Raw genomic sequence first — 24,578 nt, 5'->3', positions numbered from 1 at the left:
CGGGGTGCCTATAATGGCACCATGAACGGTGCAGAGCACAGGATTCGTGTACTCCTTGTCGATGACGATGCGGAGATCCGCTCTCTGGTGCGTGAATACCTGGACGGCTATGGGCTGGAAGTGCTGACAGCCGGAGACGGCGCGCGGATGCGCCGCCTGCTGGAAACCGGCTCCCCGGACATCGTGCTCCTCGACATCATGCTGCCGGGTGAAGATGGCCTTACCCTGTGTCGTGAGATCCGCGCGCAACGGAATCTGCCTATCATTCTGCTCACCGCACTGGCCGGGGAAAGCGATCGGGTGGTCGGGCTGGAGATGGGTGCGGACGATTACCTGGTGAAGCCCTTTTCGACCCGTGAACTGCTTGCCCGAATCCGCGCGGTGCTGCGGCGCAGTTCGGACCGGATAGCCGTGCACCGCCCGGACAGTGTGGATCGATACACATTCTCAGGCTGGAGGCTGGCGCCGGGGCGGCGGCAGCTCTTCGATCCGGAAGGTGTGCTGGTCTCCCTGAGTGGCGGAGAGTTCGATCTGCTGCTGGCCCTGGTGCGGCATCCGCAGACCATCCTCAGTCGCGAGCGTCTGCTCGAACTCACCAAAGGACGCCCGGCGGATGCCTTCGATCGGAGCATCGATGTGCAGATCAGCAGACTGCGCCGCAAGCTGCGTGATCCCGAACTGATCAAGACGGTGCGTGGTGGTGGCTATGTGCTTGCGACGCAGGTGCAGGGTGACTGAAGCCGGCCGTTCCTTCGCGCGGATAGCCTGGGGCATCGTCGCAGGGTTCGTGTGCCTGCATGTCGGCAGTCTGCTGTTCTATAACCATGAAAAAATGGTATCCGAAGCAAATGCCTTCGCCATGGCGACGGTCGAGCGGGCGCTGTCGATTCACACCAGTCTCAGAGCACATCCGGAGCTGCTGGAGATGCTGCAGACGCCGCTGTTCAGCCTGGTGTACGTCCAGGAACCGCTGCAGTCACCGGAGCGGATCTGGCCGCACAGTGACGAAGTGCGTGTGGCGGTAGTCGCCATGCTGAAGGGGAGTGACAACGGCATACCTGCAGATGTGGGCGCGCGCGCGGCTGCGACCCGGCTCTGGTACACGAGTCGACCCCATGCGCCCGAACTGGTGGTACAGATGCAGCTCGGTGATCGCAGCTGGCTGCGGATCCGTGCCGGATCGCCGGGTGTGACTCAGGGTCATACTCTGGCGGCCGTCTTCGGGACGTCCATCCTCGGCGGGCTGGTGATGCTGATAGTGCTTTTCGCGACCCGTCGCTTCAGTCGGGCACTGCCGAAAATTACCGAAGCGGCGGACCGGGTCGGTCGTGAGTCCCGGTTGCTGCCCGTTGATGAGGCGGGACCGAAGGAGCTGCGGCGTCTTACGGAAGCATTCAATGCCATGCAGGCGCGGGTAAGCGGCCTTCTTGATGAGCGTCGTCTGATGCTCGGTGCTCTCTCTCACGATCTGCGCACCCTGGTCACCCGTCTCAGCCTGCGGATGGATGCCATTGCAGACGAACACCAGCGCGCACGAGCGGGACAGGATGTTGCCGCCATCTGTGAGCTGCTGGATGAAGCCATGGACTTTGCCAGGGAAGACGCCAGCGATGAGCAGCCGATCCCGGTGAATGTCTCTTCCCTGCTGCAATCCCTGGTGGATGATGCGCGCGACGCTGGCAAATCCGCCACCTGGGAAGGGCTGGATGATGTGGTGGTCACCGGTCAGCCTGTCGGCCTGCGTCGGGCCTTCGGGAATCTGCTCGACAACGGGCTGCGCTATGGTGATTCCGTACGGGTCAGGCTGTCTCAGGTGGGACTGATGATCCGCGTCGATCTGGTGGATGCCGGACCGGGTATTCCGGATACGGAGCGGACCCGGGTTCTGCTGCCCTATGTGCGGCTCGAGGGCTCCCGGAGCCGGGATACCGGGGGCAGCGGTCTGGGTCTCGCCATCGCCAGCAACGTGATCCGTCGTCATCGCGGCACTCTGTCTTTCGTGGATGCGGACGACGGATTCACGGTGCGGGTAGAGCTTGGGTGCAACCCGGCGGCTTAACCGCACACCGGACTACTCAGCCAGTGCGCAGTGCGGACACCAGAGGTAGTAGCGGAACAGCCCCATCACCGCCCCGCCGGACAGCAGCACAATGGTGGCGTAGGTCGCGATATCGGCAGTCGGATTGCCGAATGCATTCAGCATCCCCGCCTGGGCGATAACATGGGTTGCAACGTAAATGACGGGATTGCGGGTTGGCTCCCGCGCGAAGAGCTTCCAGAGCACCACTGCCATCAGCAGATGCAGGAACAGTACGGTGGGTATCACCACGGACAGATAGTAGCTGCCGGTGAGATCGAGGTCAGCGGGTGCCAGGCCCATCCAGTAGATACCGAGCAGGTCTGTGAGTGGTGCACTCAGCAGACCGGCGAGTATCACCAGAATTACTCTGAGAATTCTCATGATCGCTACGCGAAGGTGAACAGACCCTGGTCGATCACCACATCCTGGTTCTGATTGGTGGTACGGAACAGCGCCCTGTTGCCATCCACCCACATCGAGACTGTCAGTGTGTCACCGGGCAGTACCGGCTTGGAGAACCGGCTCTTCATGCTCTTGAAGCGCGACGGGTCGCTCCCGCAGAGCGTGTGGAGGAGGGCTCGGCCGGTGAAACCCCAGCTGCACAGCCCGTGCAGGATCGGACGATCGAAACCCCCCATGGCGGCGAACGAGGGATCCGAGTGCAGTGGATTACGGTCGCCGGAGAGCCGGTATATGAGCGCCTGATCTTCGCGTGTCCTGTAGGTCACGGTATGGTCGGCGGGCCGCTCCGGAAACTGCAGTTTTTCCGCAGGCCCCCGGTCACCACCCCAGCCGCCTTCACCGCGGCAGAACATGCTCATGCTGGTCTTGAGCAGAGGCTTGCCGGTCGCCACGTTGGTGGACGTCGACTCGAACTCGACAACGGCCGCTGACCCTTTGTCATAGATGCCGGTGATTTTTCCGACGCTTTCGATTTCGCCGTCGGGCGGAATCTCACCGTAAAGTTCGATGGACTGTTCCCCATGCACCATCAGTGCCGGGTTGAACGAACCGATCTCGCCCATCGGCACGCCGCCACCGCCGATGATCACGGCAAAGGTCGGCAGCACTTTCTGGGGCAGATCCCGGGTGTTCTCCGTGGTGAACTGGAGTTCATCGGTACCGGCGCCAACACCCACGGCGTACAGCAGAGCGTCTTTGGAGGTCCATTTGCGCTTCACGGGTGTGCCGACGGCGCCGACGGCATTCGGATTGATAGGCACAGGTGCATCCTTAATATCGAGTGAGCAGGCCGGGTAATGTAGCGCATGCCCGCAAGCCGATGCCAGCGGATGGGCGGTTGTTGTCAGTTGAGATACACTTGGCGCGCTTTGCGAGGGCGGACAGCGGCAGCTGGAGCGCCGAATCTGCTGGATCTGCACCCCGCCGGCGCATTTACTCTTGATCGACTACAGACGAGCGATAGATGAATCACCCCCTGAGCCGCTTTGCACCTGCCTGGCTGCTGCTCCTGAGCCTTTTCCCGGTGAGTCCCGCGACCTGGGCGGCCGCCTATCAGTTACCCGAAAATGGTGACAACGTGATTGGCGCTGTCACCCGGCTGCGGCTGACCTACGACAGCACGTTCGCGGCGATCGCCGAGCAATATGGTCTGGGATTCCAGGAACTCATCGATGCGAATCCCGGCGTGGATCCCTGGATACCCGGGGATGGGACAGAAATCGAACTGCCGACTCAGTACGTGCTGCCCGATGCGCCGCGTGAAGGAATTGTGATCAATCTTGCCGAATACCGTTTGTACTACTTCCCACCCGGGGCCGATCATGTGATCACCTACCCGGTGGGCATCGGCCGTACCGAGTTTCCGACACCCCTCATCGAAACCCGGGTGGTGACCCGTATCGCGGAACCGAGCTGGACGCCGACCGCCGACGCGCGCAGGGAGCATGCCGAGCGGGGAGACATCCTGCCGCAGGTGGTGCCGCCGGGCCCGGAGAATCCGCTGGGGCCGCTGGCACTGCAACTGGCTGTTCCCGGTTACTTCATCCACGGTACCAACAAGCCTTTCGGTGTTGGCCAGCAGGTCAGCCTTGGCTGTATCCGCCTCTACAATGAACACATCCTGACGCTGTCAGAATTCGTATCCAGAGGCACGAGGGTCACGATTGTGAACCAGCCTGTGAAGGTGGGGACGCGTTACGACGAGTTCTATCTGGAGAGCCACCGGGAGCTGTTTGTGGAAGGCAGCGTGCCGGAACGGCGGGAGCAGGTGGGGAAACTGGTAAAAGAACGAGCTGCCAGTCTTGACTGGCAGCTCGTCGACGTCGCTCTCGAAAGCCTGACCGGTGTACCGGTCAGAATCTGACGATTACTTACGTGCGCAGCAGGTCTCAGCCATGCGCTTGGCGCGCTCGTTGGCTTCGTTCGCTGCGTTCAACGCGCGTTCTGCGGCAGACTGGGCGGCGCTGGCATTGCGGCTGGCGCTTTGAGCTGCTGCGGAAGCATCGTTGGCCGCGTTAGCGGCGGCAGATACCTGGCTCTCGAGTGCAGTCAGGCGATCCTTCATGGAGTTGATATCCGATGTGGACGCGCAACCGGTAAACAGGAGGGCCGCGGTTAGGGCTAAGAACAGATTTTTCACTTAAGGTCTCTCATGCTGACTAACAGGGCAGGCGCACCCTACCATAGTTGTAGAGAAATTAAAGAGGCTTGTAGGCATATTTCGTTGTTCTCAGACGGAAAATTCCCTGGCGACTGGTAATAAAGGAGGCAGTATGAACCGCTCACTCAGGGGTTCGGTAGCCGTTGTCGGGGTCGGGGAAACCGCTTACTTCAAACGCGGTGAAGCGCCGGATGCGGAGATCAAACTGGCCCTGAAAGCCGTGCTGGCCGCCTGCCAGGATGCGGGCATCGACCCCCGGACTATCGACGGCTTTTCATCCTTCAGCAACGACCGCAGTGATCCCTCGAGATTGTCGGCCGCCCTGGGCTGCCATGAGCTGCGGTTTGCCTGTATGCAGTGGGGCGGAGGCGGGGGTGGCGGCTCTGCTGCACTGGCGAATGCCGCGGCGGCAGTGGCAACCGGAATGGCGGACTGTGTGGTGGTATTGCGTGCCCTGGCTCAGGGACAGTTCGGCCGTTTCGGGCAGGGACCCCGGCGTAATACCATCAGCGGTGAATTTGCCCACACCGTACCTTACGGCCTCATGTCTCCGGCGCAGATGTTTGCAATGAAGGTGCAGCGCTTCATGCACGAACAGAGGGTATCGCAGAGCGCGCTGCGGGCAATCGCACTGGCGTCATACGAACACGCACAGAACAATCCGCGCGCGATCACGCACGGTCGACCCCTGGACGAAGCCACCTACGATGCATCCCGCTGGATCGTGGAGCCGTTTCATCTGTACGACTGCTGCCAGGAAAACGATGGCGCAGCGGCGATGGTTGTCGTCTCTGCAGAAAAAGCGAAGCAGTTCGAAAAGCCCGTGTACCTGCTGGGTGCGGTCGCGGGATCGCAGCATCGTGCGGGTGCGCCGGTGCACAACGCGCCCGATTACGCGACTTCGTCTTTCAAGACACTTGCGCCTCGGCTTTATGAAATGGCCGGTGTCGGCCCCGCTGACATCGACGTACTGCAGAGCTACGAAAACTTCACCGGCGGTGTGCTGATGAGCATTGTGGAACATGGTTTCTGTGCACCGGATGCCTGCAATGATTTCTTTGTGAAGGATCGGCTGCTCGCAGCCGGTGGCTCGCTGCCGCTGAATACCAGCGGCGGAAATCTTGCGGAATGCTATATGCACGGACTCGGTCTCAACATCGAAGCCGTGCGCCAGTTGCGCGGGGAATCCACCAATCAGGTGACTGATGCCGAGGTTTCCATGGTGATTTCCGGGCCCATGGTCACTCCGGTGAGTGCCTGTATTTTCGGGCGGGAGGCGACACTGTGAGCTATCTGAATGCAGGACTCCCCGCGCCGGCAGCCGACGCACTGGACGGGCCGTACTGGGAGGGTCTGCGCGGGGAAACCCTGTGCCTGCAGCGTTGCCGTTCCTGTCAGCGTTTCCAGTGGGGGCCGGAATGGTTATGCCACCGCTGTCTCAGTTTCGATCTCGACTATCAGCCCGTTGACCCGATCGGCAACATCTACAGTTTCGAACGGGTCTGGCATCCTGTCCATCCAGCCCTCCAGGCGCAGGGACCTTATCTGATCGTACTGGTACGCCTGCCCCAGGCGGATGATGTCCGTGTGGTCGGCAACCTGCTGGGAGATCCCCGGCAGGTGGTGCCGATCGGTGCACAGGTCCAGGGGGTGTTCGAGCACCATCCGGCGGGGGAATTCACACTGCTGCAGTGGCGCCTCCAAGTGACGGTGTAGGACGGTGCACCAGGCGGCATTCTCCCCGTGGCCGAGCTGATCACAGGCCATGGCACGATGGCGGAGTCTGCCGACAGGCGTTTTGAGACGCAATAATCTGAAAAACAGTGAACGCTGCGCTAGTATTTTCCCGATGGATGACCGATTTCGACTCGTGTTCCGTGGAGAGGTGCTCGAAGGGCAGCACCCTGCTGTGGTTCGCAAGCGAATTGCACAAGCGCTGAAACTCAGCGATGAGAAGAGCGAGGCCCTGTTTTCCGGCAAGGCTGTCGTGCTGAAGCGGGATGCCGATGAGAAAACCGCGAGCCGCTATCAGGCATTGTTTCAGAAGGCCGGTGCACGGCTGAGGCTGCTGCCGGTTGAAGCATCGTCGGTTGAAGCAGCGGTACGCAACGACCCCTCGGCCGATGACGCTGCAGAAGTTCCCGCCGAATCTCCAGCAGATGATGCACCCTCGTCAGCTACAGCTTCATACGAATCCAGTCTGTCTGTCGCGGTGGACTACGTTGTGCCGCCTGCCGTACCCGCTGCCGCAATCGAAGCGCCGGATTTTGCGGTAGCGGAACCCGGAGCCCTGATTAGCGAGCCGCGGCCCGGTGCTGCAGCAGATATTCCGGATGTGAACTTCGATCTGGCGGAGCGGGGTGCGGATCTGGGTTCGAAGAAGAGCGTACAGCCGGTTGTGAATCTGGCGGACATTCATTTCGAGGTGGCGGAAGTCGGCGCAGATCTGGGTGAGCTGCGCAGGTCTGTCGCGGCGGTCAATCCCGATATCTCGCACCTGAAACTTGTCGATGCCTGATTCTGTGTCGTGCGCGGTGTTGCAGGCGTGCGCCTTCCTGAGCGTGCTGCACACGCGGGAGCTTCAGTTCAACCCACGGTGACCTTCAGCGTCCGGTAACCGGCGTTCTCCATGGCCGTCGCCACCCGATCCTGGGTGTCAGGGCACAGCGCGATCATGGATCCGCCGCCGCCCCCACCGGTGAGCTTGGCACCCAGAGCACCGTTGGCACGGGCGATGTGTACCAGTTCTTCGAGTTCGGGTGTAGAAAGCTGCAGAGCGTTCAGATAGCCGTGACACAGGTTCATCAGCTCGCCGAGTTCCTGGAAATGGCCGTCGCGAAGTGCGTCGATGCCGGCGCCGGTGAGTGCGGCAATCTGGTCGAAGATGCCGTCGTAGCGTGACTGATAGTTCTGCCACGCTTTGCGGACACGGGCCACGGTATTTGCGGTTAGACTTTCCTTGCCCGTGATACCCACCACCAGCTGTACCGGATCGTTGATGCGCAGGCTGTCGAATCTCGCCTGCACGTCTCCGCTCTCACCATCCTGCTGACTGAGGCGCTGATAGACCAGCGGTGTGCCGTAGGTGGCGATGGTGTTGTCGATACCGGACGGTGTGCCATGGGCGGCTTTTTCGCACTCGTAAGCCAGGCGATTGATGGCGGCGCTGTCCAGTTTGAGTTCGTAGGCCCGATCCACCGCACGGATGATCGCGACAGCCAGCGCCGAAGATCCACCCAGGCCCATCGCCCGGGGCACGTGCGGTATCACCTCAATGGTCATGCTCTGCTGATCGAGCTGCAGTTGTGCAAGCACCGTATGCAGAATGCCGCTCAATCCCTGGCCGCTCCCGGCTTTCACTTTCTGCTCGAGACCCCAGCGCGGGATGACAAGATTGATACCCTCGCCGCCCTTGCGGACGAGAGATTCCACCGCCAGCGGAATGGGCAGAGCGATCGCCGGTCTGCCGTACACCACCGCGTGTTCGCCCAGCAGAATGATCTTGCCGCAGGCGGAGCTGCGTTCCGTGTGTTCGGGCAGCACAGTTCTGCGCGCGAGGTTCTTGACGATTTCCTGGGCTTTCCAGACTTTGATCTCGCCGCTTTCAATCAGCGCATCGACCACGTCATCAAAGAGATCTTCCGGTACTTTGGCGGAGCTGGCGACACTGCGTGCGTGGAGGGTCATGTGATTCTGCTGGATGCCGTCTGTCGACAGAGCCCGCAGAGCCGCGAAGTTCTGGGCGAGGCCCACCGTTGCCATGATTGCGGCAAGCTCCGGTGCATTCGGTGAGCCGAGCAGACGATGGTTGATGCGCACACTGGGATTGGTTTCCAGGCTGCCACCCACGGTGCCCACCTTCATCGGAATTTCGATCTCGCCGACCAGATCACCCTGCTCGTTTTTGTACCAGCGGGTCAGTGCGCTGTACCGGCCTGACCGGGCGGCGTACGCGTGGGCGGCGGCTTCGATGGCGCGCCAGTCGTTGCCGGTGGCGATTGCCAGGGCGTCGACACCGTTCATGATGCCTTTGTTGTGGGTTGCTGCCCGATAAGGATCCACCACAGCGAGGTCGTTGGCGAGGATGATGCCGTCTCTCACCTCTTCGCCGGTAAAGCCCTTGCCTTCGAGGTTTTTGCAGGGGATGCGCACACTGGCCCGGGATATCGCCCGGTCGGTGAGATTCGAGAGAATGCGCAGGAAGACTTTGCCCCCGGTGATGGTCTCCACCAGAGAGGCGATACCTTCACACATGGTATTGACCAGATTTGCACCCATGGCGTCGCGGGTATCCACCAGCAGGTGCAGCACCACCATGTCCCGACCGTCTTCGGGCGCCTTGTGCAGATACACCTCAACGTCGAGCGCACCGCCACCCCGGGCCACCATCTTCGGGTGCAGGCTGTTGGCGAGGGCGAGGATGTCCTCGCGGTGCTCGAGCAGGCGGTTCCGGGCAACCACCGGATCGGCAACGTTCACTGTCTGAACCTGGCCGATCAGGATGGGATCCGTGCTCTCGGCGTGAAAGCCGCCACCCAGTCGGGCCAGGCGACCTGCGCCCGAGAGCCCGGCGACGATCGAAGGTTCCTCGACCACGAGTGGCACCACATAGTCCCGGCCATTCACCAGAAAATTCAGTGCCAGGCCCATCGGCAGGCCAAACACGCCCACCACGTTCTCGATCATCTTGTCTGCCACCGGCAGGCGCAGGGTATGGTCGGAGGTGGCCAGCGCGCGGACGTCCTCTTCGCTGAGCAGGCCGCGTTCGCGCAGGGCAGCAATCCGCTCGGCGATGGTCATCCTGAAGAAATTGGGTATCCGGGAGCCGCTATTGGCTGGTTGGCTGGACGCCATGGTCAGCAATCTCCAACGCTAGAGTCTTGAAAGAATTCTGTTCGGCAAGCTTGCGGAAGTGATGCAGGGCCTGCGGATCCCGGCTGAAGGCGACTCCGATGTCGCCCCCTCCGGCGCCGCAGGGTTTGTAGACTACTTGGCTGGTAATGGCAAGTTCGTCGAGGTGCTCGTGGGGGCCGGTGTAGATGCCGACCTCAGCGGCGGCGTCGAAGCGCCGCAGGGTGAGTCGGTAGTGGTGCAGGGCCGCCATCTCAGGATTTGTGAACAGTGCCTCGCTGGCAGCTCTGAGTTCCGCGAGCGGCTGCTGGTCCCCGCCGGCCTTCCAGACCCGGAAACGGCCCAGATGGTCTGTGGTCCGGGCGCTGTTGCCTGTCCACACGAACTGGTAGTGCAGGCCGTCTGGCCAGCCGACCGGGGTGGCGGTGCCATTCTGGAACCGCAGCAGGCCCCCATGGAAGGCGGCGGCGACGTCGATCCCGCTGCCCTGGGTGCCCTGCAGCAGCCGGTGTGCCTGCAGTGCGGTGGCGTAGCTGAACGGCGCGTCGAGGAAGCTGGCGAGTGCGGCACAGGTCGCAGTGCAGATGGCTGCACTCGAGCCGATACCCAGTTTATTGCCGTCGGAGTAGAAGGATCCGGTGTCGGTGGTCACTGCTGCCCCTGCAGGCAGCGCGGAGACAGCCAGGGCTCTGATTGCGGCAGTGACGACACCGGCGGGACTTTCCGCCGCAACAGGCTGGCTGAGCAGCGCTTCGCAGTTCAGCCGCACCCGGCCCTCCATGCCCCGGGCAATGCACAGCCAGTCGGCCGATCTGGGCTCGACGGTGCACAGGGCGTAGCGGTCGACGGCCATCACCATCGCGGGTGCGCCGTCCAGCACGGCGTATTCCCCCCACAGAACGGCTTTACCGGGTGCGGCGAAACGATTCAAGCAGGAACCACCCTGGCGCCCCCGCCAAGGCCGACCACCCGGGTTGAGAGCACACCGGAAACTGCGCTCAGTGCGCGCTCCACCGCACCGGCGGCTTCGGGAAGACATACCGCTTTGAGTTGCGGACCGGCATCGATGGTAAAAAAGACCCGGGTACCCTCCGCACGCAGATTGCGCACTGCTTCGATGCAGGCGAGGGTAGCTGGCCGCCAGTAGATCATCGGCGGTCGCGTGCTCAGCATCAGTGCGTGCATTTTCAGACAGCTGGCTTCAGCGAGCTCAGCGAGGGCAACGAAGTCCCTGGCAGCCACAAGCGCCAGTGCCGCCTGGTAGTCGTCGGTGGTGCTGGACACCCAGGCAGGGAAGTAGGGTGAGGTGGCTTCTGCAGCCCGCATGCCTTCGGTCGAAGAAACCGGCTTGCGGCCTTCATCCGTGACGGCGATGACCACCTTCAGGGGCCACTCGGAAGGGCCGAGCACCGGCTGTGCGACCCAGTCAGGCCCGCACAGGCCCACAAAACCCCCGAATATCGAGCGTGCGGCGGATCCGGAAGCCTGTCGCGCGAAACCCGAACGCACTGTGTCGCTCATACCCAGTTCGCAGTGGGCGTCGATTGCGGTAACCAGGGCGGCGAATCCGGAGGCGGAGGAGGCAAGTCCGGCAGCCGTCGGGAAGTTGTTCTTTGTCTCGATCCGGAGTTTGGGCACGGTGTAGCGCTGCCGCAGCGTGTGCAGAAATCCGAGGATCTTGCTGTCGCTGGTGGACTCACCGTTCAGCAGGATCCGGTCTTCTTTCGCTTCCTCCACCCGGGTGGTGGTCGTCAGGTCATCGAGCGTGATCGACAGCGAAGGGGATGCCGGCAGATTGCCGGCACCCGCCTGCTTACCCCAGTACTTGATCAGGGCGATGTTGGGGTGGGCGCACGCCGTCGTGCTCATGCCGCTGACCGGCTCAGAGGTAAGCGGGTGGTGGCGTGAAACGGAAGCCTTCAGCTTCCAGAGCCCGGGCGACACCAATGGTGATCAGATCGCCAAATTCCGGCCCGATGAACTGCACGCCGATGGGCAGGCCGGCGCCGTTCAGCCCGGTCGGGATCACCGTCGAGGGCAGGTAACTGACCCCGGACAGACCGGCCCAGAACACCTGCTCGAAGTAGGGGCGGGTATCGTTGTCGACCTGCAGCGTGCGTTCGCCGAAGGGTCGGTGGTCATGGGGAAATGCGGCGGTCGGCATGATGGGAGTCAGCACCACATCGTAGTCGTCGAAAAACGCGTGCCACTTCCAGCGCAGATGGTGGCGCAGTTCGTTGTTGCGCGACCAGTCCTTGAAGGATGCGACCTGGGCTCGCAGCACCTGGGCGGTCGAGCTGTCGTCGTCGGGTGAGAGTGTGGCCACGTAGGACTTCAGGCTTTCGTAGCTCTCATCCGGCATTCTCGACGCCATCGTCGTCTGCAGCAGATTCTGATAGACCTCGTGGCTGTGGGTGGAGGTGAAGTCCGGACGGGCATCCATGTCTACACGGGCGCCGGCAGCCCGGCAGGCGTCGGCTACCTTATCCACCCGGGCAGCAACCTCCGCACTGACCGGGCACATTTCGTCTTCCTTCCAGACCGCGATCCTGAGGTCGTGAAGCCCCTTCGCCGGCATCTCCGGCAGATTGAGCCTGTAGCCGCGGCTGGCGATGTGATCCGGTCCAGCCAGCAGACGCAACACGGTCTCGAGGTCGGCGGCTGAACGGGCGAGCGGTCCGATCACAGAGATGTCCGGTGTACCGCGCATGTCGCCCGGGGGTGAATGGCCGCGCATCCACACGAGGTTGTGGGTGGGCTTGTGACCGAATACCCCGCAGAAGTGGGCCGGATTGCGGATCGAGCCGCCAATATCCGAACCGGCTTCCAGACCGGTCAGCCCCGCGGCCAGTGCAGCCGCTGAGCCGCCGGAAGAACCGCCGGGGATTCTGCTGTGATCGTAGGGGTTGTTGGTGGTGCCGTAGACATCGTTGTAGCTCTGAAAATCGGCCAGGGAAATGGGCACGTTGGTCTTGCCGAACACGATGGCCCCCGCATCTTTGAGCTTCCTGACCGACTCGGCGTCTTCGGTCGGCACGTTGTCCCGCCAGTCCGGATTGCCCCAGGTGGTGGGTGTGCCGGCCAGGTTGTAGGACTCCTTTATGGTCATGGGTACGCCATGCAGGGGCCCGATGGCTCTGCCGCCTTTTGACGCCGACTTCAGCGCAGCATCTGCAGCACGTGCCTGCTCCAGAGCTCTGTCACGCACATCGACCACGATGGCATTGAGTTTGCCGTTGTACTTGTCGACCCGTTCGAGGTAGTGATCCAGGAGTGATTCGCAGGTGATCTCACGACGCCGGATTTTTTCAGCCAGCTCCAGCGCAGATGCAAAGGCAAGCTCGGACATTGGATTCCCCCGGTGTTTTTTTTTGCCGCTTTGACAGGTCGTCGAGAACTTGCGACTGTGACCCCAAGCAGGATTTTATTCAACCTCTCAGGAGGCGACGCATGAACGTCAATCGACAGTGGGTGCTTGCCAGACGGCCGTTCGGTGAAGTCAGTGAAGCGAACTTCGAATATCGGGAAGTACCGATTCCTCAACCCAGGGAAGGGCAGGTGCTGCTGCGCAATCTGTACCTCTCTTTCGATCCCACCCAGCGGGGCTGGATGGAGGACCGGGAGAGTTACCTGCCGCCGGTCGGTCTCGGTGAGGTCATGCGGGCGGGGTCGGTCGCTCAGGTGGTGGAATCGAAGCATCCGGATTTTGCGAAAGGCGATCTGGTGCAGACCTCTGGCGGCTGGCAGGACTTCCTGGTTTCCGATGCGGCACCTGGCGCCCTGGGCGTTTCAAAACTGCCGCCGGGGGTCACCCCGGTGCAGGCGCTGGGTGTGTTTGGAATCACCGGTCTTACCGCGTACTTCGGCCTGCTGGATCTCGGCAGACCGCAGGTGGGTGAAACGGTGCTCGTGTCCGGTGCTGCAGGCGCCACCGGCTCGGTTGCAGGTCAGATCGCGCGAATCAAAGGCTGCCGGGTAATCGGAATCGCGGGTGGCGCTCAGAAGTGCCGCTGGCTGAAGGAGGTCGCGAAGTTCGATGAAGTGATCGACTACAAGTCGGAGAATGTGGATGCACGCATCGGAGAACTCTGCCCGAACAAGGTCGACGTGTTCTTCGACAACGTGGGCGGGAAGATTCTGGAAGCGGCTTTGAACCACATCAACATGCATGCGCGCGTGGTCCTGTGCGGAGGAATTTCCGGATACAACGCCACGGAGCCGCTACCCGGCCCTACCAATCTGATGAATCTCGTCCTCATGCGGGCGCGCATGGAGGGCTTCATCGTGATCGACTATGTAAGCCGCTTCGCCGAAGGCGCGCTCGCGCTCATGGAGTGGATCAACAAAGGCGAGCTTGTGCATCTGGAAGACATCCAGGAGGGGTTCGAGAACATTCCGAACACTCTCAATCGACTGTTCACGGGAAAAAACCAGGGCAAGCAGCTGCTGAAGATCGCCGATCCCGTCTGAACTTCACAGACGCGGTCGCTCGGAATGAGTGCCCTGGGCAGAATCCCTCAGGGCAGGATTACGGTCGAGCCGGTGGTGGTGCGAGCCTCGAGATCCCTGTGGGCCTGCACAAGTTCACTCAGTCGATAGCGCTGATTGATGTGGATCTTCACCCGGCCGTCTGCGACGACGGCGAAGAACTGCTCGGCCATCGAAAGGAGATCACCGGTGCTGGCTGAGTAGTGCGCGAGTGATGGCCGGGTAAAAAACAGGGAGCCACGATTCTGCAGTTCGTGAGGTGGCACGTCCGGAGCATTACCGGAAGAATTCCCGTAGCTCACGAACATGCCCAGCGGAGCGAGACTGTGCAGTGACGCATCGAAAGTGTCTTTTCCCACCGAGTCGTACACCACACTCACACCTCGACCGCCTGTCAATTCCCGCACTCTCGCAGCAACGTCCTCCCTGCGGTACAGCACCGTGTGATCTGCGCCGTTTTCTCGAGCCAGGGCCGCTTTTTCCTCACTGCCAACGGTGGCGATCACCGTCGCGCCAATGGCATGCGCCCACTGGCACAGAATCAGGCCGACCCCCCCGGCACCGGCGTGCACCAGAATCGAGTGATCGGCGGTAACCGGATAGGTGCGGGTCAGCAGGTAACAGCTGGTCAGACCTTTCAGGAGGCTGGCAGCGGCGATTTCATCGCTCACCTCATCCGGAACCGGCACCAGTCTGCCTTCCGGCATGAGGCTGGCCTTCGCATAGGCGCCGAGGCCACCAGCGAATGCGACACGATCTCCAGGCTTGATTGACCGCACCTCACTGCCCACGGCTTCGACAACACCCGCGGCTTCGACACCGAGCCTGGTGGGCAGAGGAAGAGGATACAGGCCGCTCCGGTGATAGACGTCGATGTAGTTCAGTCCAATGGCAGTATGACGAATACGCACCTGGGATCCGGTTGGAGCCGGGATGTTTTCATCCTCCCACCGCATGACTTCCGGAGCACCCGCCTCATGCATTCGATACACACCAACCATCAACCTCTCCTCGACACTGTTCTTATTGGATTGGACTGATTCTATCCGCGGAGGGTAGGGCAGGAAACAGCAACCGCGGCCGGATCCGGCCGTCCTGTGAAGCCTCAGGCATTCTGCGGTACCGGGTCTGATGCATAGCTGCGCTTGAACCAGAGATATCCCAGCGCACCGGTCAGAGCGTTTCCGATCGCGGAAGCGATGAATATCCCCTGATATCCCCAGAGTCCATTCAGGAGCACGGCGATCGGGATGTAGATGATAAACATGCGCGAGAAAGACAGAGCGGTGGATGGCAGAGGCTTACCCAGCGCATTGAACGAAGCTGACGACATCATCAGTACCCCCCAGATACCGTAGGTCCAGGGCACCACAGCGAGATAAAACGCGGCGGTGCTGATCACGGACGGATTGTCATCCACCAGCCCTGCGAAAAAAGCCCCGGTGAAGAAGAGGGCTACGGCAGCCACCAGTCCCCAGGCAAGGGAAAACTGATACGCCACCCGAACGCCGTCGCGAACCCGCTGGGGATGGCGGGCCCCCCAGTTCTGACCGACAAAGGGACCGATGCTTCCGGAGAGGGCGAAGAGCAGCATCACCGCCACAGCTTCGATCCGTATGGCGACCCCGAACCCGGCGACAACCACCTCACCATGCCCGGCCAGCAGTCTGGTCACCACAGCAGCCGACACCGGGCTGATCAGCTGGGTAGCCATGGCGGGAAGACCAATGTGGAGGATGCTGCGCGCGGAACGAACGAACCCATTGAGGATTTCCCGTGTGTTTATCAGTCCGCCGCCCACCACGTAGTAGAGCAGCACACCAACGGTCATGACACGGGAAACAGCGGATGCGATTGCTGCGCCGGTAAGCTCCAGACGAGGCAGACCGAACCAGCCGAAGATGAGAATCGGGTCCAGCGCAAGATTGAGGAGCGCACCGAGGGTCATTACAACACCGGGAATTGTTGCACTGCCATTGGCCCGCATGATGTTGCCGGCGACCATGGTCAGAGTGAACAGCAGAACGCTCGGATAGTAGATGTCGAGATAACTGTGGATGAGGGGCAGCAGTTCTTCGCTGGCGCCGAGTGCGGTAAAGAGCGGATCGATTGTAAGCCATCCGATCGCCGCCAGGATCGCCATCGAACCCGCAACCAGAAGAATGCTGTGGGTACCCAGACGTTTCACTTCGTCGATGGTTCCGGCTCCGACACTTCGCGCGATCACGGAGGAGGTGCCGATGCCGATACCAAGCGCGATACTCGAAAGAATCATCACCACGGGGAAAGTGAAGGTGATCGCGGCAACATGTTTTGTGCTGAGCTGGCCGATGAAACCCATCTCCAGCATCGAAACCAGAATGTTGCTGGAGACCGCCACCATCATGGGTGCAGTCAATCGAAAGAGAGAGCCGGGCACGGAACCCTGAGTCAGATTGAGAGCGGACATTTACTGCTATGCTGCGCGACTCGTTCGCGGTGCCTGGATGAGTGGGGGGATGCGCTATTCAACTTGAACTCCATGGCGATGTCGATCGGCGGTTTGCACCGGTCGCCGATGCGCTTCGTGCAGGCTTCGAGTCCGGTGAGGAAGCTGGTGCTTCCCTGGCAGTAGTGCTGGAGGGCCGTCTGGTGGTGGATCTGTGGGCCGGAACCCGGGATCGCCGTGGTCAGAAATCCTGGGAACAGGACACGCTCTGCTGCTTTTTCTCCATCTCCAAGGCCCTCACTGCGCTTTGTGTGCTGCAGGCCGTTGCCGATGAACTGATCGATCTGGAAGCGCCTGTCGCACGCTACTGGCCTGAGTTTGCGGCTGAAGGTAAGGACGGGATCCAGATTCGCCACCTGTTGACCCATCAGGCAGGCCTGGTGGGCTTCCACGAGGCGCTGGATGCCGAGGATTTCTACGATTGGGAGATCGTGACCCGGCGGCTGGCGGCAGAGCGACCCTGGTGGTCACCGGGGGAAAAGCACGGCTATCACGCCCGGACCTTCGGCTGGCTGCTGGGTGAGGTGCTCAGGCGGGCGACCGGCAGCAGGGTTGCCGAGTGGCTGCAGGATCGAATCAGCGGTCCCCGCGGTCTCGACATACACCTGGGTCTGCAGGAAGCGCAGCTGCCTCGATGCGCCGACATGCTGCCGGCTCGTATCCGACCCGGCAGCGGGGCGCCGCTGAGCCCCGAGGCTCGTGCAATGCTGGCGGATTTCAGGAACCTGGACACTCCTACAGGCGCCGCGTTTCAGAATCCAGCGCTGGGCCCCGGATACATGAACACAGAACGATTCAGGCGCCTCGAACAGCCGGCAATCAGTGGTCACGGCACTGCACGAAGTCTCGCCAGGCTCTTCGGGGCGCTGGATGAGATCCTGCCAGCTCAGTTGCTGGCGGAGGCGACGCGGGTGCATTCCTTCGGCACTGATGCTGTTCTCAAGGCTGTGAGCTGTTTCGGACTTGGGCTGATGGTGTACGACCCGCAGGCGCCTATTGGAGTACGCCCTGGAACCTTCGGCCATGCGGGGGCTGGAGGATCGATGGCTTACAGAGATCCAGTGGCTGGGGTCGGATTCTGTTATCTGATGAATCAGATGCAGGAAGGTGCGATCACGGGAAATGTATCGGCAATGCGAACGGCAGAAGCTGTTTATTCCTGCCTGTAGCGGGCGACGATATCCGTGTTGGTTGGACTCAGATAGCTAGGATTGAGTCGGCGTCTGCAGAGGGTTTTTGAAATGGAGGGTGAAGGTAGTGTATTCGCCTTCCACAGAGTCGCATTCGATGGATCCACCAATCGCATCCATTACCATCCGACAGAAGCTGAGTCCGATTCCTGCACCCTGCCCGGTTGTAGTGGTCGTGTAGAAACGTTCAAAAATGTGCGCGCGAACGTGTGGCGGAATGCCGGGCCCGTTGTCATGAACGGTAATTGTGCTGTTACTTTCCCGCTGTTGCGCCGAGATCAGAACACGGCCTTTGCCGCTTTTCTGGGTGTAAAGAAGTGCGTTCTTGATCAGATTGAAGAGGACATGCACGATCAGCAGTCGCGGCGCGTTAATTTCGAAATCCTGCTCCAACCTGAACTCAATTAGATTCCGCTCGTCCTGGTTGTTGAATGGGTACCGGGAGATAGCCTCTTCAATACAGCCTTTGACAGAGAATTTTTCGGTCTGAACATCTGTCAGAGATTTGTCAGCTGTGTTCAGCAGCAGCATGTCTATGATTGTGTTCGAGTAAGTGACTTCGTTCCGAATCCGTTCCAGCACATTCGAAAGCGTTTCAACCTGGCTCGATCTCAGATTCCCAACTTCTATACCGTTTTCCTTTGCCTTTTTGTAGGCGTCAGTCAACGTAGGAAGGAGGTTGTCGGTACCTTGTGCAAGATTTCTGATACTGGCGAGCGGTGTGCGGAGTTCGTGGGCCAGGTTGGCGCCGATGGCAGCGGCAGTTCTCAGTTTCTCGAAGTAGATAATATCTGTGTGTCGGCTAGTTAAAATTCCGAAAAATATCGCAGTAAGGTAGGCAGAGATAGGGTAGAGAAGCACTCTCTTTAGCTCGAGAAAATTTGGAGAATCTACCAGGACGATGGGTAGCAGGGCGGTCGTGCTAGTGATAAACCAAAGGACTGTTGCGAGCGGTCCGTGGATAATTAGTTGAATAAACAGGAACAACGCGATGAAGTATTGGAGAATCCAAATGAAATGGATTTCGAAATCAACTGGCGCAAGCACGGCGTTGGTGGTTAGCATAATTCCATACGTAAATGGTAAAGCATAGGCGGCGATTCCTACGAAATAGTATGGGAAGAAATTCCTGAATCTTGGAGGAAGGGATTTGTAGAACAGTAATGGTATCGCGAGTACCGCTGCAGATAGTCGGATATAGAACGTGTTGAAACTGGTGTTGCCGACGATGTAGTCAACAACACCCGCGAGGGGGATCACCCAAGCGGCTAATCCTAGTGCGAAATAATGATCCTCTGAGTATCTGGCACATCGCGAGATTGCCTCTTGCAACGAACTGCTGGCGCGCCAATGTCTGGATATCAGACACCCCATATTTCAGTCCTATTGGTACTTGCGGAAGCCTACTGCGACTGCGTTTGACCGAAAAATAGTTAATAGGATTTCTTCAGAGGGCAAGCAAGTATGTAGGAAATTAGCCACTCTTTGTCGGGCTTAGTGTGCCGTCCATCAGGAAATCGCAACGACCTAGTGGCAATCAACGATGCTTAGATTATTCTGAAATGAGACAGAGTTCACGTATTGGTAGCGAAGGCGGCCTAAACTCGGTGTAGAGCCAGTAAGTGGCTATCACAGTCTATGAAGGAGCAGAGACTGGGCGGACCTAGCGGTTCGGTCCCTATTCGGGAAGATGAAGTGGTTTGAATCAATGATTGCTTGGCTATTTCCTTCGGTTCTCATCGATGGAACGCCTTGGAAGGGTCTCTGGGAAGAGAAAGACCGAGAGTCATTTCTGCTGGTCGCTAGAGGATTCTTCCCCTTGGTCGCAGTCACCTATGTCGCTCACTATTTCTTCTACGATGTCCCAAACCAGCTGGAGCCATTGGAGAGTTGGCTTATATTCCGGCTTTCCATGGCAGGTTTAGCGCTGCTTGTTCTAGGGTACTACCTGTCGCCGCTCGCAAAGTATAGATTCTATCGCCTTCCAGCGTTGATCGCTTGTTGGTGCTGGTGCCAATCTCAGGCATACGTCGCGCTTTGGCATGGGCTTGAAGCGTGGGTGTTTTGCTATATTCTCATCGCATTGGCTGCGATCCCGCTTAGATTATCTGCTCTTAACAGCGCGCTATTCGTAATTTTTACGGCGATGACTCAGGCGCCAATTCTGCTCGACGCACGTATTCCCGAGACATATATCTACACAGGTACGTTGGTCGCAGTGTTGTTCGTCGTTGTTGTGCGCTCTTCTTACCTATCAGAAGTAAAAACGTTTTTACTTAATCAGGAAAATGTTGCAGCACAAAAGAAAATCATTGAACTAAATATGGAGTTCTCTGAAAGAATCAGATCATTCATACCCCGAGTCATTGCTCAACGAATGGAGCAGTTTGTAGAGCAAGCAAGAATGACTGTGCTCGAAGCCTCGATTGAGGTGTTGGCACCTAGAAAAGTCGACGTGGCATGTTTGTTTAGTGATATTCGTGGTTTTACAGAGAACTCCAAGTCACTCGATGAATTCGTAGGTCAAAGTGTTTTGCCAGAGGTCAAAGCTTGCTCGGAGTTGATCGAAAAGCACGCGGGTATACCTCGAAAAATCGGTGATCTGATTTTTGCGTACTTTGATGATTCTAGAATTGAACAAAATTTGCTGAGCGCCATTGCTAGCGGGATTGAAATATCAAGACTGAATCAAGATATGAATGCTACCTCCTCCAGTATCGCCATTAAACGCTATGTGCTGATTTCTTGTGGCGAAGCTCTTGTAGGGAATGTGGGCGGATTAGATTCGTCGATCGAAATCACTGCGCTTGGTTCTCCTGTAAATTATTTGAGCAGGATTGATGAGCTAACTAAAACCCCGGCCTTGGCAAACAAATTGAAGCCAGGCGATATTGTGCTTTGTGAGCGTTCAAGTGCGCTATTGATTGAACTGGCGCCGTTGGTGGCTCAAAATCGGATAGATCTGGCTGAGTCCGCGGTCAGAGATTTCCCTGAGGTGAGAAGTATATACTCGCTGAAGCCTACAGACGCGAACTACGAGGCTGTATTGACAGCCTTTCAGATGAAGAGAGCAGAACGGTATGGAGTCACGGGGTGTGATCGGCTTTTTGCCGCGTGATTTGAAAGATTCGGACTTTGGTCAGATTCACTCGGAAGTACGACCCACAGACATTCGCTCGAACGACCGCATCTTGGCTCGAATTCGAAGGCGATCATCAGAAAACCTCGACTACGCTCAGGCCCGGGTCTGGCGATTGAGTCCTCTGGGAATTGAGCTACTTCAGCCCGACGGGGAAACCAGATTCTCACAAGGCGACCCCGTAGATTTGGAGATCGTGTTAGCGGGACAGAGAGCCACTTTCCAGGGTCTGGTAGTTGATCTTGTTGAAAACAACCAAGGCCAAGAAATCGTTGGGATTCGACTCTCGAGGAGGGATCCTGTAGATACGTCTTCATCAAACCGTCGAAAGGCGGTTCGTTGGCTTTGTAGTGATGAGTTTTTCCCGACTTGTATGGCTCCCACTCCCGGTCGATTTGATGACTTTATCTATTTCCAGATTAGAGATATATCACCTGAAGGTTTACAGCTGGTATGTAGTCTGAGGAATAAATTCCTGATTCCGGGGATGAGTCTATCGCTTACCGCAGTATTCCCATTTGGGAGTGTTGTAAATATTCGGATCGAACTAACTCGAGTCGGAATTACTTCTGTTGGGGGTAGAGATCGACTGGTTGTCGGGTCGAAGTATGTGGAGCTATCAGATCATGCCAAGCAAGCGCTAGGTCAGTATCTAATCCAGTTCAGCAATGTCGATTCTTTAGAAACGCTTCGAGTTGCAGGAATGGCTCCAAAGTCTGTGGCTTTAGGTGTTGACTTCTATAATCTGAAAAAAGAAGAAGACTATTTGGAAGTGCTCGAGTTGCGGCGCCTTGCTCACACACTGGATGGAAACCTAAAAAGAGAAGTGACGTCGTTGGAGATGGGCGACATCAATGATGCGCGAGCACGCATCGTGATCGGTAAGTATCGAGGGAAGGTGGTTGCGACAGCAAGGATCCGCTACAACGAATTGGAGCAACCAATGGAGCATGAGGCCCATGTGCCCTGGCCCAGAGAGCTTCCTAGGAGGGATCAAATTATCGAGATTTCTCGAGTTGCCACGCACCCTGACTTCCGGAGAAATGATCTTCTAGCGGCCCTCATCCGGCATATATGTGACAACGTAGTCCAATCAGATCGCCCTTGGTTAATTTTTTCGTGTCTGGATAAGATGATCCCATTTTATGAAAAACTAGGATTCCGGCAAACAGGATTACGACACACGGAGCCAATCTGGAAAGAAGATAGGGTACTGAACGTAATGATCGTGAACATATTGGATATGGTAGTCGGGCGAAACGTAAATCCGTTTTATTGGAATGTCGTGTGGCGTCAGGTTGCAAATTTGCTAGTCGAACAGAGCGTTATTCGACCGACGGGGATGGATAAAGTGAGGATGCTGGTATATAAAGCGATCGCGCCGATTGTGGACCTCCTTTACTACATCAAGAAGCCGAGAAGGAATGTTAGATCAAACCGTCGGAGTGCTAGTTGATAGTCTTAATCGACGGAAGTTAGTCCCTCTATTTATTTGGGTGCTGCTGATCTGCGTCTCGATTTTTGGGGCGACACATCTAACCATTAATCCAAACAACCGCGTCTTTTTCTCGAATAGCGATAAGGAGTTCTCTGAGCTCCTAGCGTTTGAGTCTGCGTTTTCTTCCAACACCAATATCATTTTCAGCATTACTTCCAGCTCGACGATCTTTGATGATCCTCAGTTGGTCACTGCCGTTGAATGGGTAGTAGATGAAGCGTGGAAAATTCATGGGGTGTCTAGGGTCGACTCACTTGAAAACTATCCGTTTGGAGAGTATTCGGAGGATGAGATCGTACTTTCGAACGTGCTTGAGGTTCTATGCCCAAGTGCTAACTGCCTCAAGAGCCGCGCAGATGAAGTTTTAAAGCCCCATCTCATAAATCGATTCATTAGCGAAGACTACAGAACACTGGCTGTAGTTGCGTCAGTGGAATTTGATTTAAAGGACCAGGAAGCCGTTTCTCGTCTGGACATGGGGGCTCGACTTCTTTCGGAAACGTTTAATTCGGCTTATCCAGAACTAGCGTTGCACTATTCAGGCGCTGTGCCAATGATGCAAGCATTCGTGGATGCATCAAACAGTGATCTCTCGGTACTAGTTCCAGTTGCGACTCTGGCCTTCTTCCTTTTATTGTGGATTTTCCTAGGGAATTTCGTACTTTCGCTAATAATGGTTCTATTGGGTTTGTTCTCAATCGTGCTTACTTTGGGTTGCGCTGGATGGTTTGGGCACATCATAAATACCGCGACCGCAACCGTCCCTCTAGTTATTTTCACACTTGTTACAGCTGCGTCGATGCACGTCTTCCTATACATTGCGCGCGATTATTCGTACACAAGGGAAGATGTATCCAAGGCGGTTCGTCGCGCCATCGTGGCGAACTTCTGGCCTGTTGTTCTATCTGGACTAACCTCCGTTGTAGGATTACTTTCATTGACCTTTGTTTCTTCACCTCCAGTTCAGCAACTAGGGCTTCTATCTGCAGTGGGGGTCGGTTTTGGGACTCTTCTTCTTTTGACCTTTGCGCCCCCGCTTCTTTCACTCGTCACCAGAATCGAGCCTTCGAGATCAATCGTTGCGATTCAAAGGATTTTAAATTGGAGGGCTAGAAAGATTGAAGCTGGGGAAGATAGTGTGATTGTGGCATCTCTTCTCCTCGCGCTGTGTTGCGTTGGTCTACCTTTTCTTAAGATCGACGAGGATTTTGTCAGGTATTTCGATCCTTCGTATTCATTTAGGGTGAACACAGAAGCAATTACGGCTAGCTTATCGAGCCCGTATCACGCAGAGGTGATTGTTGATACTGGTGTATCAGGCGGCATATTTTCTCCCGACGTTGTTCGTTTCGTCGAACATCTCGAGAGAGAAATTCAATCAAGATCTGTGGTGGTCAACGTTTTATCGATGGTTGACGTCCTGGAGGAAGCAGCTCGCGTATTGGGAGGGCAGTCGGACTTGGCGAAACTAACCGCCGAAGAGCTCGCTCAGTATTTTCTTTCGTTCGAACTCTCGTTGTCTAAAGGTCAAAGCACTGCGGACTTTGTCGATGTTGATCTCCGCAAGTTACGAATTTCGGTGCTATTTGGTGATACAGCGATGCGAGGTATTCGAGATTTCGAGGCCAGTCTTAGGAAATGGATTGATTCCAATAATAAAAACGGACTAGAAATCCAGATTACAGGCGAAGGAATACCAACTGCTCACCTGTCCAGCGAATCTATTCGAGAAATGTCAGCAGGAATATTCGTCAGTTTGCTGTTTTCTTCATTTGCCTTAGGAGTCGTGTATCGAAGCGCCAAAGTTGTGTTGGTGTCTCTGCTTGCTATAGCTGTTCCCGTCCTTGCCGGATTTGGGATATGGGGAGCAACTGTAGGGGAGATCGGAATGGCTGCGACGATGGTGGTTGCGGTCACGATCGGTGTAGTGATCGATGACGCAATCCACCTGCTGTATCGGTATAGAGATGGTTATGCAAATCTTGATCTGTCTCCACACGGCGCTTCGGCCTATAGCTTACATAGAACAGGCGCGGCAGTCTTGGCAACGTCGATTGTACTTGCAGGAGGGTTTTCGGTTCTCATGCTCTCAGGCTTTCGAATGAATAGTACATTCGGTATTTGTTCCGCGCTGGTAATTGTTTTGGCGCTCGTGTACAACATTTCGATTATGCCGCGCTTCCTAGTTTGGTCAGGACAGCCAGCGCCGTAGTTGGAGATC

The 24,578-nt window shown here is 57.7% G+C and carries 21 protein-coding genes; 11 read left to right on the top strand and 10 right to left on the bottom strand.

Annotated features, from left to right (window positions below):
- The first annotated feature begins 21 nt into the window (after positions 1 to 21).
- Positions 22 to 738, top strand: coding sequence for a response regulator (locus tag R3E82_14035; GenBank protein MEZ5552011.1), 717 nt, complete (start codon positions 22 to 24; stop codon positions 736 to 738).
- Complete coding sequence (locus tag R3E82_14030) at positions 731 to 2,059, top strand: HAMP domain-containing sensor histidine kinase (GenBank protein MEZ5552010.1); 1,329 nt, start codon at positions 731 to 733, stop codon at positions 2,057 to 2,059. The genes R3E82_14035 and R3E82_14030 overlap by 8 nt, the downstream gene beginning before the upstream one ends.
- A gap of 12 nt (positions 2,060 to 2,071) precedes the next feature.
- Here R3E82_14030 and R3E82_14025 read toward each other — a convergent pair whose 3' ends face one another.
- Together R3E82_14025 and R3E82_14020 are read right to left on the bottom strand one after the other, a co-directional pair.
- Complete coding sequence (locus tag R3E82_14025; GenBank protein ID MEZ5552009.1) at positions 2,072 to 2,461, bottom strand: hypothetical protein; 390 nt, start codon at positions 2,459 to 2,461, stop codon at positions 2,072 to 2,074.
- Positions 2,462 to 2,466: 5 nt separating this feature from the next.
- Positions 2,467 to 3,303 (bottom strand): MaoC/PaaZ C-terminal domain-containing protein, encoded by an 837-nt coding sequence (locus R3E82_14020; GenBank protein ID MEZ5552008.1) that lies wholly within the window; start codon positions 3,301 to 3,303, stop codon positions 2,467 to 2,469.
- A 203-nt stretch (positions 3,304 to 3,506) separates the two neighbouring features.
- On the opposite strand from R3E82_14020, the gene R3E82_14015 reads away from it, so the two are divergent.
- Positions 3,507 to 4,406: a L,D-transpeptidase family protein gene (locus R3E82_14015; protein ID MEZ5552007.1), complete on the top strand. Its 900-nt coding sequence runs from the start codon at positions 3,507 to 3,509 to the stop codon at positions 4,404 to 4,406.
- A 3-nt stretch (positions 4,407 to 4,409) separates the two neighbouring features.
- Here the strand turns inward: R3E82_14015 and R3E82_14010 are convergent, their stop codons facing one another.
- Complete coding sequence (locus R3E82_14010) at positions 4,410 to 4,682, bottom strand: Lpp/OprI family alanine-zipper lipoprotein (GenBank protein ID MEZ5552006.1); 273 nt, start codon at positions 4,680 to 4,682, stop codon at positions 4,410 to 4,412.
- A 133-nt stretch (positions 4,683 to 4,815) separates the two neighbouring features.
- Here R3E82_14010 and R3E82_14005 point away from each other — a divergent pair, with 133 nt between their 5' ends.
- From R3E82_14005 to R3E82_13995, 3 genes are all read left to right on the top strand, one after another.
- Positions 4,816 to 5,991 (top strand): lipid-transfer protein, encoded by a 1,176-nt coding sequence (locus R3E82_14005; GenBank protein ID MEZ5552005.1) that lies wholly within the window; start codon positions 4,816 to 4,818, stop codon positions 5,989 to 5,991.
- Positions 5,988 to 6,419 (top strand): OB-fold domain-containing protein, encoded by a 432-nt coding sequence (locus R3E82_14000; protein ID MEZ5552004.1) that lies wholly within the window; start codon positions 5,988 to 5,990, stop codon positions 6,417 to 6,419. The genes R3E82_14005 and R3E82_14000 overlap by 4 nt, the downstream gene beginning before the upstream one ends.
- A gap of 133 nt (positions 6,420 to 6,552) precedes the next feature.
- Positions 6,553 to 7,221, top strand: a complete 669-nt coding sequence (locus R3E82_13995; GenBank protein MEZ5552003.1) for a hypothetical protein — start codon at positions 6,553 to 6,555, stop codon at positions 7,219 to 7,221.
- Positions 7,222 to 7,289: 68 nt separating this feature from the next.
- Here R3E82_13995 and R3E82_13990 read toward each other — a convergent pair whose 3' ends face one another.
- Genes R3E82_13990 through R3E82_13975 form a run of 4 tightly spaced genes read right to left on the bottom strand, consistent with a single transcriptional unit; the run spans position 7,290 to position 12,903 of the window.
- Positions 7,290 to 9,557 (bottom strand): hydroxymethylglutaryl-CoA reductase, degradative, encoded by a 2,268-nt coding sequence (locus tag R3E82_13990; GenBank protein MEZ5552002.1) that lies wholly within the window; start codon positions 9,555 to 9,557, stop codon positions 7,290 to 7,292.
- On the bottom strand, positions 9,532 to 10,485 hold the full coding sequence (locus R3E82_13985; GenBank protein ID MEZ5552001.1) for a hypothetical protein: 954 nt from the start codon (positions 10,483 to 10,485) through the stop codon (positions 9,532 to 9,534). Before R3E82_13985 ends, R3E82_13990 begins: the two co-directional genes overlap by 26 nt.
- A complete protein-coding gene (gene mvaD / locus R3E82_13980; protein MEZ5552000.1) occupies positions 10,482 to 11,423 on the bottom strand; it encodes a diphosphomevalonate decarboxylase in 942 nt (313 codons plus the stop codon). The genes R3E82_13985 and mvaD overlap by 4 nt, the downstream gene beginning before the upstream one ends.
- 13 nt (positions 11,424 to 11,436) lie before the next feature.
- Entirely contained in the window at positions 11,437 to 12,903 is a 1,467-nt protein-coding gene (locus R3E82_13975; GenBank protein ID MEZ5551999.1) for an amidase, read from the bottom strand.
- A 101-nt stretch (positions 12,904 to 13,004) separates the two neighbouring features.
- Between R3E82_13975 and R3E82_13970 the strand changes: the two genes are divergently transcribed.
- A complete protein-coding gene (locus R3E82_13970) occupies positions 13,005 to 14,024 on the top strand; it encodes an NADP-dependent oxidoreductase (protein MEZ5551998.1) in 1,020 nt (339 codons plus the stop codon).
- 47 nt (positions 14,025 to 14,071) lie between these two features.
- On the opposite strand, the gene R3E82_13965 is transcribed toward R3E82_13970, so the two are convergent.
- Together R3E82_13965 and R3E82_13960 are read right to left on the bottom strand one after the other, a co-directional pair.
- Positions 14,072 to 15,043, bottom strand: coding sequence for a quinone oxidoreductase (locus R3E82_13965; protein MEZ5551997.1), 972 nt, complete (start codon positions 15,041 to 15,043; stop codon positions 14,072 to 14,074).
- Positions 15,044 to 15,147: 104 nt separating this feature from the next.
- On the bottom strand, positions 15,148 to 16,491 hold the full coding sequence (locus R3E82_13960; GenBank protein MEZ5551996.1) for an MATE family efflux transporter: 1,344 nt from the start codon (positions 16,489 to 16,491) through the stop codon (positions 15,148 to 15,150).
- A gap of 41 nt (positions 16,492 to 16,532) precedes the next feature.
- On the opposite strand from R3E82_13960, the gene R3E82_13955 reads away from it, so the two are divergent.
- Positions 16,533 to 17,699 (top strand): serine hydrolase domain-containing protein, encoded by a 1,167-nt coding sequence (locus R3E82_13955; protein ID MEZ5551995.1) that lies wholly within the window; start codon positions 16,533 to 16,535, stop codon positions 17,697 to 17,699.
- Positions 17,700 to 17,735: 36 nt separating this feature from the next.
- Here the strand turns inward: R3E82_13955 and R3E82_13950 are convergent, their stop codons facing one another.
- Positions 17,736 to 18,980 carry a HAMP domain-containing sensor histidine kinase gene (locus R3E82_13950; GenBank protein ID MEZ5551994.1) on the bottom strand — a complete coding sequence of 415 codons (1,245 nt, stop codon included), beginning with the start codon at positions 18,978 to 18,980 and terminating at the stop codon, positions 17,736 to 17,738.
- 430 nt (positions 18,981 to 19,410) lie between these two features.
- Between R3E82_13950 and R3E82_13945 the strand changes: the two genes are divergently transcribed.
- The 3 genes from R3E82_13945 to R3E82_13935 are packed head-to-tail and all read left to right on the top strand — an operon-like array spanning position 19,411 to position 24,569.
- Complete coding sequence (locus R3E82_13945) at positions 19,411 to 20,838, top strand: hypothetical protein (GenBank protein ID MEZ5551993.1); 1,428 nt, start codon at positions 19,411 to 19,413, stop codon at positions 20,836 to 20,838.
- Positions 20,816 to 22,315: a GNAT family N-acetyltransferase gene (locus tag R3E82_13940; GenBank protein ID MEZ5551992.1), complete on the top strand. Its 1,500-nt coding sequence runs from the start codon at positions 20,816 to 20,818 to the stop codon at positions 22,313 to 22,315. Before R3E82_13945 ends, R3E82_13940 begins: the two co-directional genes overlap by 23 nt.
- Entirely contained in the window at positions 22,284 to 24,569 is a 2,286-nt protein-coding gene (locus tag R3E82_13935) for an MMPL family transporter (GenBank protein ID MEZ5551991.1), read from the top strand. The genes R3E82_13940 and R3E82_13935 overlap by 32 nt, the downstream gene beginning before the upstream one ends.
- The last annotated feature ends 9 nt before the right edge of the window (positions 24,570 to 24,578 follow it).

This window comes from Pseudomonadales bacterium, assembly GCA_041395945.1.
Classification (GTDB): domain Bacteria; phylum Pseudomonadota; class Gammaproteobacteria; order Pseudomonadales; family Azotimanducaceae; genus SZUA-309.
The sequence above is the reverse complement of the archived record's forward strand: the minus strand, read 5'-3'. Positions and strand labels throughout refer to the sequence as shown.